The 16993-nt window shown below is 71.2% G+C and carries 11 protein-coding genes; 5 read left to right on the forward strand and 6 right to left on the reverse strand.

The features are described from left to right. Positions 1-181 precede the first annotated feature (181 nt). A complete protein-coding gene (locus tag AC2D8W_RS19725; RefSeq protein WP_484672959.1) occupies positions 182-973 on the reverse strand; it encodes a glycine zipper 2TM domain-containing protein in 792 nt (263 codons plus the stop codon). Between the two features lie 175 nt (positions 974-1148). On the opposite strand from AC2D8W_RS19725, the gene AC2D8W_RS19730 reads away from it, so the two are divergent. Further along, entirely contained in the window at positions 1149-2108 is a 960-nt protein-coding gene (locus AC2D8W_RS19730; protein ID WP_484672960.1) for an acetyl-CoA carboxylase carboxyltransferase subunit alpha, read from the forward strand. 108 nt (positions 2109-2216) lie between these two features. Here the strand turns inward: AC2D8W_RS19730 and AC2D8W_RS19735 are convergent, their stop codons facing one another. Together AC2D8W_RS19735 and AC2D8W_RS19740 are read right to left on the reverse strand one after the other, a co-directional pair. Beyond that, a complete protein-coding gene (locus AC2D8W_RS19735) occupies positions 2217-5180 on the reverse strand; it encodes a TonB-dependent receptor plug domain-containing protein (RefSeq protein WP_484672961.1) in 2964 nt (987 codons plus the stop codon). 301 nt (positions 5181-5481) lie between these two features. After that, on the reverse strand, positions 5482-6489 hold the full coding sequence (locus AC2D8W_RS19740) for a threonine aldolase family protein (RefSeq protein ID WP_484672962.1): 1008 nt from the start codon (positions 6487-6489) through the stop codon (positions 5482-5484). A 113-nt stretch (positions 6490-6602) separates the two neighbouring features. On the opposite strand from AC2D8W_RS19740, the gene AC2D8W_RS19745 reads away from it, so the two are divergent. Then, positions 6603-7076, forward strand: coding sequence for a YbjN domain-containing protein (locus tag AC2D8W_RS19745; RefSeq protein ID WP_484672963.1), 474 nt, complete (start codon positions 6603-6605; stop codon positions 7074-7076). A 4-nt stretch (positions 7077-7080) separates the two neighbouring features. Here the strand turns inward: AC2D8W_RS19745 and AC2D8W_RS19750 are convergent, their stop codons facing one another. Next, positions 7081-8232, reverse strand: coding sequence for an epoxide hydrolase family protein (locus tag AC2D8W_RS19750; RefSeq protein WP_484672964.1), 1152 nt, complete (start codon positions 8230-8232; stop codon positions 7081-7083). A gap of 785 nt (positions 8233-9017) precedes the next feature. Then, entirely contained in the window at positions 9018-9605 is a 588-nt protein-coding gene (locus tag AC2D8W_RS19755; protein WP_484672965.1) for a TetR/AcrR family transcriptional regulator, read from the reverse strand. A 110-nt stretch (positions 9606-9715) separates the two neighbouring features. Here AC2D8W_RS19755 and AC2D8W_RS19760 point away from each other — a divergent pair, with 110 nt between their 5' ends. Next, positions 9716-11104, forward strand: coding sequence for a carotenoid oxygenase family protein (locus AC2D8W_RS19760; RefSeq protein ID WP_484672966.1), 1389 nt, complete (start codon positions 9716-9718; stop codon positions 11102-11104). 920 nt (positions 11105-12024) lie between these two features. On the opposite strand, the gene AC2D8W_RS19765 is transcribed toward AC2D8W_RS19760, so the two are convergent. Further along, entirely contained in the window at positions 12025-13260 is a 1236-nt protein-coding gene (locus AC2D8W_RS19765) for a flavin-dependent oxidoreductase (RefSeq protein ID WP_484672967.1), read from the reverse strand. An 86-nt stretch (positions 13261-13346) separates the two neighbouring features. On the opposite strand from AC2D8W_RS19765, the gene AC2D8W_RS19770 reads away from it, so the two are divergent. Further along, entirely contained in the window at positions 13347-15215 is a 1869-nt protein-coding gene (locus AC2D8W_RS19770; RefSeq protein WP_484672968.1) for an alkyl/aryl-sulfatase, read from the forward strand. A gap of 23 nt (positions 15216-15238) precedes the next feature. Next, the gene (locus AC2D8W_RS19775; protein WP_484672969.1) at positions 15239-16864 is read left to right on the forward strand and encodes a GMC family oxidoreductase; all 1626 of its coding nucleotides are present in this window, start codon (positions 15239-15241) and stop codon (positions 16862-16864) included. The last annotated feature ends 129 nt before the right edge of the window (positions 16865-16993 follow it).

Here is a 16993-nt window from a genome sequence, read left to right on the forward strand (position 1 = left end):
AAAGGTAGAACATCTATCCACCAAAGTCAAGCTTGGCGGCGGCGCTGTGCGGGGTTTGCTTGAGGCGCGGAGTCTATGGGTCCCGGCTCTCCGCTTCGCTTCGGCCGGGATGACAGGTCGGGATGACAGGGGGGAGGGGGCCTGGGCGTGTGCCGAGGCCCCCAGCCTCTTGGTCCGGGCGTCAGCCCGTGATGCGGTAGCGGCCTTCGGCGTCGGGGCAGACGCGGACGTAGCGGAGGTCGCGGCCGTAGGCGTCCACCGGCGCGGCGGCGAGGCGGCAGCGCTGGCGGCTGTAGTAGTTGGAATCGTAGCTGCTCGAGTATCGGTTGCGGCCCTCGCGGTAGGGCATGGTCTCGTCGTAGGTGAAGTATGGGCCGCGAGCGTCGCACTTGTAGTCGCGGTCGCGCGAGTTGCCGATCGCGCCGCCGACGACGGCTCCGGCGACGCCACCGAGCACCGCACCTTCGGTCCGTGCGCCGCGCGAAGCCACCTGGCTGCCCAGAACCGCGCCCGCGAGCGCGCCGATCAGGCCGCCCGCGACCGTGTTGTTGTTCGAGCCGGACGACGAACAGGGCACGGCCGAGCTCGAGGCGGGACGGCCGTAGTAGCCGGCGTAGGGCGGCGGCTCGTTGCGGGTCCAGTAGGTCTGATCCCAGACCGGGCGCGCATAGAGCCGGGCGTAGGCGCCCGCGCCGTAGCGGCGGTCGTAGATGGCCCGGGCGCGCTCCCACTCGGCGAGGCGGCGGTCATAGTCGCGACGGGCCGCGCGGTAGTCGCGGCGGGCCTCGCGGTAGTCCTGGCGGCGGGCCTCGTACCCGTCGCGCTGCGCCTCGTACTGGCCGCGCTGGGCTTCGTACTCGCGCTGCTGGCGCTGATACTCGTCCGTCGGCCGGTACTGCTGGGCCAGGACGGGGGTGGCGGCGGTGGACAGCGCAAGCGCCGACGCCATCGCGATGTTCAGGGGCTTCAACATTTTCTCGCTCCGGTCTCCCTCGACCGGCCCAAACGGTCGACAGGCTTGAGCGTTCCGGAGGACACGCGAGCGTGGTCGCGCTCGCGGCTTGTGAGCGCGGCCGTTCAGCCTTAGTTTCCGCCGCCTCGCGTCCGCCCGATCCGGGCGTCCACCCCCCTTCAGGACCGACCGCCAGATGGCCGCGCACTACCTCGAGTTCGAGCGCCCGATCGCCGACCTCGAAGCCAAGATCGAAGAGCTTTCCAAGTTGTCCGCGACCGCCGGCGGCGGCGTGGACGAGGAGATCGAGGCCCTGCGCGCCCGCGCCCAGGCCCTGCGCGTGGAGGCCTACTCGAACCTGGACGCGTGGCAGAAGACGCAGGTGGCGCGCCATCCCGACCGGCCGCACTTCGTGGACTATGTGGCCGCGCTGATCGACGAGTTCCAGGAACTGCGGGGCGACCGCAAGTACGCCGACGACCAGGCGATCATGGGCGGCATCGGCCGGTTCCGGGGCCGCCCCGTGGTGGTCATGGGTCACGAGAAGGGCCGCGACACGGTCACCCGCGTGAAGCACAACTTCGGCTACGCCCGGCCCGAAGGCTACCGCAAGGCCGTGCGCCTGTTCGAGCTGGCCGAGCGCTTCCAGCTGCCGGTGATCAGCTTCGTCGACACGCCGGCCGCCTATCCCGGCATGGCCTCGGAGGAGCGCGGCGTGGCCGAGGCCATCGCGCGGTCCACCGAGAAGGCGCTGATGCTGGAGGTGCCGATGGTGGCGGTGGTCACCGGCGAGGGCGGCTCGGGCGGCGCGCTGGGCATCGCCTGCGGTTCGCGCGTGCTGATCCTGGAGCACGCCATCTATTCCGTGATCCCGCCCGAGGGCGCGAACTCGATCCTGTGGCGCGGCGCGCGGACTCCGGCGGAGGCCGCCAAGGCGATGAAGATCACCGCGCAGGACCTGCTGGGCATGAAGATCGTCGACCGGATCGTCCCCGAGCCGGCCGGCGGCGCCCACGCCGACCCCGACGTGGCCATGGTGCTGGTCGGCGACGCGGTCGAGGAGGAGCTGAAGGCCCTGGAGGGCCTGTCGGCCGAGGAGCTGAAGGCCCGGCGCGCCGAGCGCTTCTACGCCATCGGCCGCAGCGGCCTGCAGTAGGCCCGGACGCCGGCCTTCGACGCCGGCGCGGCCTGGATTCATCGGGACAAACGAAAAGAGCCGCCGGGTCGCCCCGGCGGCTCTCGTCGTTCGTGGGTCTTCGTCGGCTTAGAAGGTCAGGTTCGCACCGACGAAGAAGTAGCGGCCGCGGTTGTCGTACTGCGACGAGCCGGTGCCCGTGCCGGTGAAGGTCTCGGGCAGGGCCGGCGGGTAGCGGTCGAACACGTTGACGACGCCCGCGCGGAAGATGATGTCATCCGTGTACTTGTAGGTCGCGCGGATGTCGTGGCGGAAGTAGTCGCCCGTCTTGAAGGGCGTCAGCACGCCGCGCTGCTGCACCTGGCTGGCGATCATCGAGCCGAAGTAGATCGTGTTCCAGGTGAAGGAGTACTTGTCGTAGCTCCAGCGGGCGGACGCGTTGCCCTTCCACTCCGGGGTCGCGTTCGTGATGGTGTTCGCGAACTGCACGAACGCTTGGCCGGGCAGGCCCTGCTGCACGAACTTGTACATCCAGGTGGCGTCCACACGGAGCGCGATGCTGCCGTAGTCGCGCCCGAACACGTCCTCGGTCTGGAAGCCGTAGGCGATGGAGTAGTCGTAGCCTTCGACCTTCACGCTGGCCACGTTCTGGTTGACCAGCACGACCTCGGTGACGCCGCCCGGGACGGCGCCGCCGTTGGTCCCGGTCGGATCGCGACGGATCTGCGTGCAGAACTCGTTGGACGCGACCGGGCGCGAGGCGTCGTCATAGCAGAGCGCGCCGAGCAGGGTGTTGATCGGAACGGTGCCGACGGAGTCGGTGATGTTGTACTTGAAGAAGTCCACCGACACCGAGAGACCCGGCACCCAGCGGGGCTGGATGACCACGCCGTACTGATAGGTGTGCGCCTTCTCCGGGCCAAGGTCCGGGTTGCCGCCCTGCAGCAGCGCGAGCGACGAGCGCCCGGTGCCGAAGTTCGACACGAAGGTCAGCGGATTGTAGTTCGGGATCGCGGCCGCGCAGGTCACCCGGCGCGCGGCCTGCTGCGCCGCCGTGGCGGTGCGGAAGACGTCCCGGTCGCAGGGGTCGATCGCCGTGTTGGTGAAGTTGCGGCTCTGCGGCGCGAACAGTTCGACGATGTTCGGCGCGCGGACGGCGGTCGCCTCGGTCGCGCGGAAGCGCACGTCGCGGATCGGAGACCAGCTGACGTTGATCCGGTACTGGTCGGTCTCGCCGATCGTCGAGTAGTCCGACAAACGGCCGGCGACTTCGATGGTCAGCTCCTCGGCGAACGGCAGGTCCTTCAGGACCGGGATCCGCACCTCGCCGTAGGCTTCCTTGACGTTGTAGTCGCCGCCGCGGGTGCCGATGGCGTTGAAGAACAGCGCGCCGGAGGCGCCGAGCGCGTCCTGAACGAACAGGCTCTCTTCCTTGCGGTATTCCGCGCCGAAGGCGATGCCCAGCGGGCCGGCCGGCAGCTCGAACAGCTCGGTCGCGAAGTTCAGGCCCGCGACGGTCTGCTTGACCTCCTGGTCCGTCACCGACGTTGCGTTGGTGAAGAGGATGGCCTCACGGCTGGCGCCGTTGATCAGGTCCCACGGCGCGCAACCGGCTGCGCGGGCCGCCGCGTCGCGGCAGACCACCTGGCCGTTCAGCAGCACCGCGTCGGTCGCCTGCTGCACTCGGGCGACGTTGGGCACATTGTACGAGGTCGTGGTGCCGTCGAGTTCGGCGTACTGGACGTAACCGTCGACGTTCACGTCGCGCGAGAAGGTCTGGAACTTGCCCGCGAAGCCGGCCGCGAGGCGGATCTGCTCACGCGCGGTCTTCACGTCGCGGCCGCCGAACTCCTGCCAGAACTTCCCGACCTGAGCGGTGGACCCTTGCGTGAAGGTCTTGCCGGCGGCGAGCCATTCGGCCCGCAGGGCCGCAGCGGTGGCGCCAGGACCGTTCAGGTAGGCGTTGTCGCCGCGCAGGACCACGGGCATCGTGCCGCCGCCGGCCGCGCTCGAGAACGCCGGCTGGAAGATGCCGTAGCCATTGGCCTTCACGTAGCTGCCTTCGAGGAAGACGCTCCAGTCGTCGGCGAGTTTGTAGTCGATGTAGGTGCGCAGGACGGCGCGGTCGCTCTTACCCTGCAGGGCGTTGTAGGCGATCCCCGAATAGAAGAGCGCGTCGTCCTGGCAGGTCGGCTGCACGGTGGCCGTCGAGCAGGCAGCCGACAGGCGCACCACGTTCGTCGGGTTCCGCACATCGAGCGTGACCGCCCGGGCCGTGCCCAGTGCGCCGCCGATCAGCTGGAACGTCGCGAACGGCGAGGTGTTGGCGCGGCTCTGCAGGATGATGGACTGCGGCGTGGCCAGGGTGTCGCGGCGGATGCCCGGGCTCAGCTCCGGGCGGTCACGCTGCATGATCTTGTCTTCGTTGGCGTATTCGCCGCCGATCAGGACCGACAGCCGGTCGTCCATGAACTTGCGGCCCCAGTTGAAGCCGAAGCGGCTGGTCTCGCCGTCGCCGTCCTCCGAAATGCCGCCCTGCAGGTCGACCTCGAGGCCGTCCTGCTCCTTCTTCATGATGAAGTTGACGACGCCGGCGATGGCTTCCGAGCCGTAGACCGCCGAGACGCCGCCGGCGATCGTGTCGATACGCTCGATCATCAACGAGGGAATGGTGTTCAGATCGACGGCCGGCGACGAGGCGTCCGAGAACGGCAGGCGGCGGCCGTCCATCAGCACCAGGGTGCGCGTGGGGCCGAGGCCGCGGATGTCGGCGCGGACCTGGCCCGCGAGGAACAGGGTGCCGGAGGAGTTCTGCGCGTTGGTCGCGGGGTTGATCACCGGCTGCTCGAGCAGCAGGTCGCCGACGGACACCTGGCCCGACTCGCGGATCGACTCGGCGCTGACCACCGAGAGAGGCTGAGGCGTTGAGAAGGTGTCGCGGCGGATACGGGAGCCGGTGACGACGATCTCGCCCACATCGACGCCCTCGTCGGCGGCCTGGGCCTGGGCGTAGGTCGGCCCGGCGAGCAGGCCGGCGGAGGCGGCTGACACGAGCAGCGCGCTTCGAAGCATGGTGTTCATCTGGACTTTCATTCTGCGGCCCCCGGCCTGGCAAAAGTAATGTCGGGTCTGCCGGTCACGCCGGCGGTTGGTCGCCTTCGAGCGCACGCCGCTCCGGCGCCCAAAGGAGGCGACGCGAAGAGGAGGCGTCCGAAAAGGTGAGGCCGGAAGCTGTCACGCAGCCGTTACGTGAGCAACGAAAAGCCGCCACAATGTCGACGAGCGGCCGGGGAACATTACGAATTTCTCATCATGTGCGCCATTGGCGCCACACATTTGGCGTGCTGGGGCAAAGCTGACCCTAAACCGCCGGTGGCAAACCGGTCACAAACCGTCACGCGAGCGTGCGGAGCGCCGCGGCGATCTCGTCGACGGATTCCGGCGTCGTGGCCCACGAGCACATGAAGCGGACCGAACCGTCGAGGAAGCGGTAGACGAACCACCCCTTGGCGTGCAGCGCCGCGAGCCGCGCCTCGTCCATCTCCACGAACACGCCGTTGGCTTCGACCGGATGGCGGACCGGGAAGGGCATGGCGGAGGCCAGGCGGCGCGCCATGGCGTTGGCGTGGGCGGCGTGGCGCAGGAGCGCGCCGTCCTCGAGCATGCCGATGAAGGGGGCGGCGTAGAAGCGGCCCTTGGACGGAAGCTGTCCCGCCTGTTTCAGGCGCGCGTCGAAGCGCCGGGCGAGGGTCCGGTCGAAGAGGACCACGGCCTCGGTGGGCGGCATGCCCGCCTTCGTCCCCCCGAACACCAGGAGGTCCACCCCGAGGGTGCGGATCGCCTTCAGGTCGAAGCCCGAGGCGGCGGCGTTGGCCAGGCGGGCCCCGTCCAGATGGACGCCGTAGCCTCTGGCTCTGACGGGTTCGACGAGCGCACGGACCTGCGCCGACGTGTAGACCGTGCCGTACTCGGTCGCGTTGGTGAGCGACAGGGCCGCCGCCGGCTGGCGGTGCGACACGTCCGGGGCGGCGAGGGGCGCCGCCAGCCCCGCGGGGTCGATCCTGCCCGACGCTCCGGCCAGGCGGATCAGGCCCAGGCCCTGTCCGAAGAACCCGGGCGCGCCGGTCTCATCGGTGCAGACGTGGGCGTGCTCGTGCGCGAGCACCGCTTCGAACGGGCGGCAGAGCGCCGCCAGGCAGACCGCGTTGGCCGCCGTCCCCGACGCCACGAAGCGGACCTCGGCGTCCGCGTCCAGCGCCTCGCGGATGAGGTCGGCGGCGCGCGCGCTCACCGTGTCGCCGCCGTAGCCGGAGGCGAAGCCGGCGTTGGCCTGCGCGAGCGCCTGCATGGCCTCGGGCGCGGCGGGCGCGGTGTTGTCGGAAGCGAAGTCGTAGCGGGCCATGCGGCCGAGCTTCTGCCGGGACCGGCGGCCGCGGGCAAGCGTCACCGCAGGCTTGATGGGCGCCGCGGCCGGGTGTTTGGTGGCCCCCGGAAGAGTGGCGTCGGGGCGTGGCGATGAGGATCTGGTTGCTGGCGGCGTGCGTCGCCTGGGCCTGCGGCGCGGCGGCGACCGCGACGGGTAAGCCGCTGCCGGAGGGCGGGCTGACCGCCGCGGAGTACGCCCGCTGGCTGGAGGACAACGGCTACAAGGCCGACATCCAGAAGGACAAGGACGGCGACGCGCACGTGGATTCGGGGGCCGACGGCCTGCGTTTCTCGGTCTACTTCTACGACTGCAGGAAGGACCGCTGCGCGGCGCTGCAGTACTATGTCGGCTTCGACAAGGGCCCGGACACGCCGAACCTCGAGAAGGTGAACGCCTTCAACCGCGAGAAGCGGTACATCAAGGCCTATCTCGACACCGACGGGGACGTCTCGTTCGAGTACGACGGCAACCTCGCCCCGGGCGGGACCTGGGAAGCCGTCGAGGACGACTTCAACACCTTCCTGGGCTACCTGCCCGAGCTGAAGAAGCTGGTGAACTGGTAGGCCGTCAGCCCGCCTCGCGGCCCCAGGCGCGGACCTCGTCCACGAAGAGGTCAGGCTCCTCCATCGCCGCGAAGTGCCCGCCGCGGCGCATGTCCGACCAGCGCGTCACGTTGTAGGCCCGCTCGGCGAACGAGCGCGGCGGCGCCGAATAGAGCGGCTCGCCGGGGAAGTTCGCGAAGGCGGTGGGCGTCTCGCAGCGCTCCCCGGCCTCGAAGGCCAGGCCGCCCTCCTCGATGAGCCCGCGGTAGTACCAGGCGCCGGTCGTGAAGCTGCCGGTCATCACATAGATCATCACGTTGGTGAGCAGGCGGTCCTTTCCGTAGACCTCGTCCAGCGACTTCCGGCTGAGGTCGGACCAGTCGTGGAAGCGCTCCACGATCCAGGCGGCCTGGCCGACCGGGTTGCCCGCGCCCATCCAGGCGATCGACTGGGGCTTGGAAACCTGCAGGCGCAGGTAGGCGCCCATCATGCCGGCGGCCGCCTCCTGCCGCGCCGCCCACGCCCGCTCCTCGTCCGTCTGGACGCCGTCGTGCGGGCGGAAGCCCAGCATGTTGAGGTGGATGGCGCGCGCCGAGCGGCCGTGGTCGCGGCCGAGCCAGGAGGTGACCATGGCGCCCCAGTCGCCGCCCTGGGCGAGGTAGGTCGTATAGCCCAGCACCTCGGTCATGAGCGTGTTGAAGAGCCGCGCCGTCGTGCGCTGGCCGATGGGCCGCCGGGGCTTGGACGAGAAGCCGAAGCCCGGCAGCGACGGGACCACCAGGTCGAAGGCGTCGGCGGGATCGCCGCCGAAGCGCGACGGGAACGCCAGCTTCTCGATCGCGCCCCAGAACTCGTAGTGCGAGCCCGGCCAGCCGTGGGTGACCAGGAGCGGCCGGCGGCCGCCGGCCTCGCCCACCACGTGCAGGAAGTGGATGTCGAAGTCCTCGACGCGCGCCGTGTGCTGCGGGAAGCGGTTGAGGTCGGCCACGGCGGCGCGCCAGTCGTAGGCCGAGGTCCAGTGGTCGCACAGGGCCCGCAGGTATGCGCCGTCGCAGCCGTAGTTCCAGCCGTCGGGCGCTTCGGGTTCGACCGGCCACGGGTAGGCCCGCACCTGGTCCAGCACCCGGCTCACGTCCTCGTCCGCCCAGCGGACTTCGAAGGGTTGGATGTCGGCCATGCGCGCCTCCCGATGATCCCGCCTACGTGCCCGCCTTCCCCCACGACTCGTCAAGCGCCGCCGCGGACCCCCTCTCGCTTCGCGAGCTCCCCCAGGAGGGGGAGCATCGACCGCCACGTTCCCACGGCTGTCATCCCGGTTTCGCCGCAGGCGAAGACCGGGACCCATACGCGCCTGGTGTGGGGACGGCCCGCGGCGGCGCGGCCGCGCTTCATCCTGAGAGACGGAGTCTATGGGTCCCGGTCTTCCGCTGCGCGGAAACCGGGATGACAGGAGGTTGGGGTACGGAGCAGGGTGGAGGGGTCGCTGGCACGGCGGCCAGACCCCCTCTCGCTTCGCGAGCTCCCCCAGGGGGGAGCATCGACTACCCCGTCCTCACGGTTGTCATCCCGGTTTCGCCGCAGGCGAAGACCGGGACCCATACGCGCCCGATGGCCGTGGGGGCGCGCGGCGGCGCCGCAGCGCTTCATCCGGAGAGACGAAGTCTATGGGTCCCGATCTTCCGCTGCGCGGAAACCGGGATGACAGGGTTGGGGTGCGGAGCAGGGTGGAGGGGTCGCTGGCGCCGCGGCCAGACCCCCTCTCGCTTCGCGAGCTCCCCCAAGGGGGGAGCATCGACCGCCCCCCGTCCCCACGGCTGTCATCCCGGTTTCGCCGCAGGCGAAGACCGGGACCCATACGCGCCCGAGGTGGGGTGTGGGCCGCGGGCGGCGCCGCTGCACCCTATCCGGAGAGGCGGAGTCTATGGGTCCCGGTCTTCCGCTGCGCGGAAACCGGGATGACGCTCAGCCGCCTGCGCGGAGGCCGCGGGCTAGGGTGGCGCCCAGGCGGTCGTGGAGGCGGCGGGAGGCGCCGGCCGGCAGCTTGCCCGCCATCTCCAGGACGATGACGCCGTGGGTGGCGGCCCAGAACATGGCGCCGATCTCCTCGGCGTCCCCCGCCATCTCGCCCGCGGCGATCAGGTCCTCGACCCAGGCGGTCATGTTGGCGTGCGCGCGGCGGCCGGCTTCGACCAGCTCGGGATAGTCGCCCTCGAGCGGCTGGTTGAGGTCGAACATCAGCTTGTAGGTGTGCGGGTTGGCGAAGGCGAAGTTCACGTACGCCTCGCCCACGGCCGCCCCCTTGGCCCGCGCCCCCTTCGCGCCATCCCGCGCGGTCTCCAGCGCCTCGGCGAAGCGGTTGAAGGCGTTGGTCCTGACCGCGGCCAGGATGTCGTCCTTGTCCTGGAAGTAGCGGTAGGGGGTCATCGGCGAGACGCCCAGCTCGGCGGCCAGCTGACGCATCGTGACCGCGTCGGGACCGCGCTCCGCGAAAAGCCGCTCGGCGACCCCGCACAGGCGGTCCCGGAAGTCGGCGACGTCGGATTCGGTCAAGACGCGAGGCATGCCGTGTGTGTGATCCGCAAAGAAAGCGCTTGCCAAGGGCTACCCGCTTCGACATCAATTTACAACGTAAGAAAGACAACCGGTCGAGGAGCTTGGCCATGGACGGGAACGCTCGGATCAATCCCTACCTCGCGGGCAACTTCGCCCCCATCCACACCGAGGACGACTTCGCGCTGACCGTGAAGGGCGAGATCCCCGCCGAGATGCGTGGCGCGCTATTCCGCACGGGCCCGAACCCGCAGTTCGAACCGCGCCAGCCCGAGAGCTACCACTGGTTCACGGGCGACGGGATGGTGCACGGCTTCTACGTCGAGGACGGCAAGGTGCGGTACCGCAACCGCTACGTCCGCACGCCGAAGTGGAAGCTGGAGAACGAGGCGGGCCGGGCGCTCTTCGGCGGCTTCAATCCGATGGCGGGCGACCCGTCCGTGTTCGGCAAGGACGGCGGCGTCGCCAACACCAACATCCTCTGGCACGCGGGCAAGCTGCTGGCGCTGGAGGAAGGCCACATGCCGACCGAGATGCGCGCCGACACGCTCGAGACGGTCGGCTACCGCGAGGACTACCGCGACCGGACGACGGCGCATCCGAAGCTGGATCCGAAGACCGGCGAGATGGTCTGGTTCGGCTACGGCGTGGGCGCCCCGCTCTCGGCGGGGATGAGCTATGGCGTCACCGACGCGGCCGGCAACGTCGTGCGCCGCGACGACTTCCAGGCGCCGTTCGCCGCCATGGTCCACGACTTCATGGTCACCGAGAACCACGTGCTGTTCCCGATCCTGCCCCTGACCGCGAGCCTGGAGCGGGCGATGAAGGGCCTGCCCGGCTTCGCCTGGGAGCCGGAGAAGGGCGCCTACGTGGGCGTGATGCGGCGCGACGGCGACGTCTCGTCGATCCGCTGGTTCAACACCGAGGCCTGCTACGTCTTCCACCCGCTGAACAGCTGGGAGGAGGGCGACAAGATCCACTGCGACGTCATGCGCTACAACGTGGCGCCGCTGTTCCCGAAGGCCGACGGCTCGCCCGGCGACAAGGCCGCGGCGCGGCTGGTGCGCTGGACCTTCGACCTGGCCGCGAACTCCGACGCCATCAAGGAGACCCCGCTCGACGACCTGGACGGCGAGTTCCCGCGCGTCGACCCGCGGGTGGAGACCCTGAAGCACCGCCACGGCTGGTACGCGGCGGACTCCACCAGCGCCTCGACGATCCGCATGAACGCCATCGCCCACATCGACCTGGCGACCGGCAAGCGGCAGGTCTGGGAATTCGAGGGCCGCGACATGCCGTCGGAGCCGGTGTTCGTGCCGCGCTCGGCCGACGCCGCCGAGGGCGACGGATGGGTCACCGCCGTGGTCTACCGCGCGGCCGAGGACCGCTCGGACATGCTGGTGTTCGAGGCGCAGGACATCGCCAAGGGCCCGATCGCCACCGCCGAGGTCCCGCGGCGCGTGCCGTTCGGCTTCCACGGCAACTGGGCGAGCTTCTAGGCGGCGGCCTTCGCGGTCGCTTTGCTGCAAGGGGAGGGGCCCGGCCCCCTCTCGCTTCGCGAGCTCCCCCAGGGGGGGAGCATCGATCGGACCGCCACTTTCCCACGGCTGTCATCCCGGTTTCGCCGCAGGCGAAGACCGGGACCCATACGCGCCCGATGTGGGGGTGGCCCGCGGGCGGCGCCGCTGCGCTTCATCCGGAAAGGCGGAGTCTATGGGTCCCGGTCTTCCGCTGCGCGGAAACCGGGATGACAGCGGTTGGGGTGGACCCCCTAGCGCTTCGCGAGCTCCCCCAGGGGGAGCATCGGTCGGACCGCCACTTTCCCACAGCTGTCATCCCGGTTTCGCCGCAGGCGAAGACCGGGACCCATACGCGCCCGCTGTGGGGGTGGCCCGCGGGCGGGGCAGCCGCGCTTAATCCGGAAACGCGGAGTCTATGGGTCCCGGTCTTCCGCTTGCGCGGAAACCGGGATGACAGAGGTTGGGGTGGACCCCCTCTCGCTTCGCGAGCTCCCCCAGGGGGGAGCATGGCCCGACTTAACCGCAGAGATCGCGGAGGGGGCGCGGAGGGCGCGGAGATCTCTGCGTTCTCTGCGTTCTTCTCCGCGTCCTCCGCGGTTCAATCGCGCGCCTGCGGCGGCAATCAGACTGCGCACCCCCACGGCTGTCATCCCGGTTTCGCCGCAGGCGAAGACCGGGACCCATACGCGCCCGATGGCCGTGGCGGCCCGCGGGCGGTGCCGCCGCGCTTCATCCGGACCCACGGAGTCTATGGGTCCCGGTCTTCCGCTGCGCGGAAACCGGGATGACAGGGGTTGGGTGCGGAGCAGGGTGGAGGGGTCCTAAGCGCCGGGGGCGGCCCCCCTCCACCGCCTTCGGCGGTTCCCCTCCCCCTGTGGGGGATGCCCCGGACGCTGCAGCTAGGCCGTGGGCGGGGTGAGGGAGGGGCGGGTGTTGAGGGTTTCGCGGTCGAAGCCGGCGACCTGCTTGTAGGACGCCGCCACGGCCTCGAGCTCGTCGCGCGGGATCACCTGGGCCACATCCGTGAAGCCGCCCGGGGCGCGGTCCTCGGCGAGCTGCATCACGCGTTCCGGGCCCTCGCCGCGATTGGCCAGCACGATCCGGCTGGTGGCCGGACGGCGGTCGGCCTCGTAGGCGGCCAGCGCCGCGTCGGCCGGCTTCGTCGCCAGGTGGAAGGCGAGGGTGCGCGCATCGAGGATGGCCTGCGACGCCCCGTTCGAGCCGATGGGGTACATCGGGTGCGCGGCGTCGCCCAGCAGCGTGATCCGTCCGTGCGTCCAGCGGTCCAGCGGGTCGCGGTCCACCATGGGGTACTCGAACACGTGCGAGGCGCCGGCGATCACCTCGGGCACGCGCAGCCAGCCGAAGTCCCAGCTCTCGAACCGGGGCGCGAAGTCCTCGAGCCGGCCCGGCCGGTTCCAGTCCTCGCGCCGCCAATCCGGGCCGTCCGGAAAGCGCAGCTCGGCGATCCAGTTGACGAGCGACCGGCCCCGCGCGGTGGCGGCCGGGTCGATCGGATAGCAGACGAACTTCTGCTCGGCGTGGCCGGCCATCACCATGGTGCGCCCGCCGAGGAAGGGCGCCGTGTCGGTCACGCCGCGCCAGAGCACGCGCCGGTTCCAGATCGGCGGACCCTCGGCGGGGTGGAACTGGCGGCGCACGGCCGAGTGCACGCCGTCGGCGGCGACGATCACCTCGGCCTCCACCCATTCGCCGTCGGACATGCGCAGGCGGCCCGCGGGATCGACCTCGGCCGCCGCCCGGCCGAGCCGCACGGCGCCGGCGCCCAGCCGCGCCCGGACGGCGGCCAGCAGCAGCATCTGCAGCGTCCCGCGGTGGATGGAGTACTGCGGCCATCGGTAGCCGGCGGCGAGACCCCGCGGCTCGCGCCAGATCTCCTGGCCGTGGCGATTGGCGTACACCAGGGCCTCGGTGGCCACGGCGTTGGCGGCCAGCGCCTCGGCCAGCCCCAGTTCGGTGAGCTCGCGCACCGCGTGCGGCAGCAGGTTGATCCCGACGCCCAGCGGCCGGATCTCGGCCACCGCCTCGTAGACCTGCACCGGCACGCCTGCGGCGTGGAGGCTGAGGGCCGCCGTGAGCCCGCCGATTCCCGCCCCGATGACGACCACGCCCATGAGCCGATTTGCGGGCGCAACGCCTGGGGAAGTCAAGTTGGCCCTGGTCGATTGCCAAGCTGGCGCATCAGCGCCATGGGTCGGGCATGAGGACTCTGATCATCGCCGCCGCGCTCGCCCTGGCCGGAGCCGCCCACGCGGCGCCGGACTTCAACGACCGCCGCGACTTCGACTTCGCCGAGCGGGGCTATCTGGGAACGCGCGCGGACCCGAGGATCCCGGCCGAGAACGGCCAGGTGGCCTGGGACCTCACGGCCTACGACTTCCTGAAGGGCCCGGCGCCGGCGAGCGTGAACCCGAGCCTCTGGCGCCAGTCGCAGCTTCTCGCCCGGCACGGCCTGTTCGAGGTGACCAAGGGCGTCTGGCAGGTCCGCGGCTTCGACATCGCCAACGTCACCTTCGTCGCGGGCAGGACGGGCTGGATCGTCATCGATCCCCTCACCGTCGTGGAGACCGCGCGCGCGGCGCTGGAGCTGGCCAACGCCCGGCTCGGCGCGCGTCCCGTGGTGGCGGTGATCTACACCCACAGCCACGGCGACCACTTCGGCGGGGCGCGCGGGGTCACGTCGCAGGCCGACGTCGACGCCGGGCGCGTCCAGGTGATCGCGCCGGACGGGTTCCTGGAGCACGCGGTCTCGGAGAACATCATCGCCGGGCCCGCGATGAGCCGCCGCGCCAACTACCAGTTCGGCGTCACCCTGCCGAAGGGGCCGCAGGGACAGGTCAGCGCCGGCATCGGCCCGGCCCTGGCGCGCGGGACGCAGAGCCTCATTCCGCCGACGCGGGTGATCACCCGGACCGGCGAGGAGCTGGTGGTCGACGGCGTGCGGATCCAATTCCAGGTCACGCCGGGGACCGAGGCGCCGGCCGAGATGAACCTCTACTTCCCGGACCTGAAGGTGCTGGACCTGGCCGAGAACGCCAACGCCACCCAGCACAACATCCTGACCCCGCGCGGCGCGCTGGTGCGCGACGCCAAGGCCTGGTCCGACTACCTGACCGAGTCCATCCGCCTGTACGGCGACCGGTCCGACATCCTGATCACCAGCCACGCCTGGCCACGGTTCGGGCGCGAGGTGATCGGCGACTACCTCGCCAAGCATCGCGACGCCTACAAGTTCCTGCACGACCAGTCGGTGCGGCTGATGAACGACGGCCTCCTGCCCGACGAGATCGCCAACCGCCTGAAGCTGCCCGAGGCGCTGGACCGCGAGTGGTACAACCGCGGCTACTACGGGACCGTCAGCTTCAATTCCCGCGCGGTCTACCAGCGCTACATGGGCTGGTACGACGCCAACCCGGTGAACCTGGCGCCGCTGGAGCCGGCCGACGAGTCGGCGCGCTACGTGGCGATCATGGGCGGGGCGGCGAAGGTCCTGGCGGCGGCGCAGGACGCCTACGCGAAGGGCGACGACCGCTGGGCCGCGGAGCTTCTGAACCGGCTGGTGATGGCCGACGCGAACGACCGGGCGGCCAGGGACCTGCTCGCCAGGGTCTACGACCGACAGGGCGCAGCGGCCGAGGCCTCGACCTGGCGCAACATGTACCTCACCGCCGCCCGCGAGCTGCGCGACGGGGTGCAGGCCGGCGCCGCCGCGCCGCAGGCGGTGGAGACCCTGCGCAACACGCCCACCCACATGCTGCTCGACCTCTTCGCCGTCCGGCTGGACCCGGGCAAGTCGAAGGGCCAGGCGCTGAGCGTCGACCTGGTCTTCCCGGACCGCAAGGAGCGCTGGCGGGTGGCGGTGCGCCACGACGTGCTCACCTACGAGGCCGATCCCAAGGGCGGCGCGGCGGACGCCGCCTACGCGCTGCCGCGCTCGCAGTTCCTGGCCGGCGCGCTGGCGGGCGCGGACCTTTCGTCGACGGCGACCGGCGGCGACAGGGCGGCGCTGGGCCGGCTGCTCGGCTGGCTGAGCGCCCCGCGGCCCGCGTTCCCGATCGTGACCCGCTGAGCGACGGCGCGCGGGCGGGCGGCATGACGGGGTGCGAGCTGGACGGCGAGTACGACTACATCGTGGTCGGCGCAGGTTCGGCCGGCTGCGTGGTGGCCAACCGCCTGTCGCAGGACCCCCGCAATCGCGTCCTGCTGCTCGAGGCGGGCGGCAAGGACGACTGGATCTGGTTCCACGTGCCGGTCGGCTACCTCTTCGCCATCGGCAACCCGCGCTCGGACTGGATGTTCGAGACCGAGCCCGAGCCGGGCCTGAACGGACGGGCGCTGAAGTACCCCCGCGGCAAGGTGGTCGGCGGCTCGTCGGCGATCAACGCCATGATCTCGATGCGCGGGCAGGCGGCCGACTACGACCACTGGCGCCAGCTGGGGCTGACCGGTTGGGGCTGGGACGACGTGCGCGCCGCCTTCCGCCGGCTGGACGACCACTTCCTGGGCGACAGCGAGCACCATGGCGTGGGCGGCGAGTGGCGCGTGGAGCCGCCGCGCGTCCGCTGGGCGGTGCTGGACGCCATCGCCCGCGCGGCCGTGGAGATGGGCGTCCCGGCGACCTCAGACTTCAACACCGGCGACAACGAGGGCGTGGGCCTGTTCCACGTGAACCAGCGGCGCGGCCTGCGCTGGTCGGCGGCGCGCGGCTTCCTGGCGCCGGCGCTGAAGCGGCCCAACCTGCGGCTGGAGACGGGCGTCGTCGTGGAGCGCGTGCTGTTCGACGGCCGGCGCGCGGCCGGGGTGGCCTTCCGGCGCGGCGGCGAGCGGTTCGAGGCGCGGGCGAGGGGCGAGGTCGTGGTGAGCGCGGGGTCGGTGGGATCCACCCAGATCCTGCAGCTCTCGGGCGTGGGCCCGGGCGAGTGGCTGGGCGAACTGGGCCTGCCGGTGACCGCCGACCGGCCGGGGGTCGGGCGCAACCTGCAGGACCACCTGCAGCAGCGGGCGATCTACCGGGTGAGCGGCGTGCCGACGCTGAACGCCCGCTACCACAACCTGGTCACCCGCGCGGTCATGGGCCTGGAGTACGCGCTGCTCCGGACCGGGCCGCTCACCATGGCGCCGTCGCAGCTGGGCATCTTCACGCGCTCGTCGCCCGAGCACGAGCGGGCCAACATCCAGTTCCACGTCCAGCCCCTGTCGCTGGACCGCTTCGGCGAGCCGCTGCACCGCTTCCCGGCGGTGACGGTGGCGGCCTGCAACCTGCGCCCCACGTCGCGGGGGACGATCCGGCTGCGCTCGCCCGACCCGGCGGACGCGCCGCGGATCGCGCCGAACTACCTGGCCACGCCCGAGGACCGCCAGGTCGCCGCCGACGCGATCCGCGTGACGCGGCGGCTGATGCGCCAGCCCGCACTGGCCGCGTACCGGCCCGCCGAGCACCTGCCGGGGCCGGCGGTGGGCGACGACGACGCCTCTCTGGCCAAGGCCGCGGGCGACATCGGCACCACCATCTTCCACCCGGTCGGGACGGCGAAGATGGGGCTGGCGAGCGACCCGATGGCGGTGGTCGACGCCCGGCTGAGGGTGTTCGGCGTGGAGGGCCTGCGGGTGATCGACGCCTCGGTGATGCCGACCATCACCTCGGGCAACACCAACACCCCCACGATCATGATCGCCGACCGCGGCGCCCGGTTCGTCCTGGAGGATGCGGGCGGCTGATCGCGCCTCTCCCCCCGCGAAGGGGCGGCGCGGGAGATCGGCGCCCCCGACGGCGCCTCAAACGCCCCGACCGCGGGACGCTGCTTCACCGCTGAAGTCGCCCAGCCGCCCTTCCCTACCCTCTCCCTC

Source organism: Phenylobacterium sp. T106 (assembly GCF_057219735.1).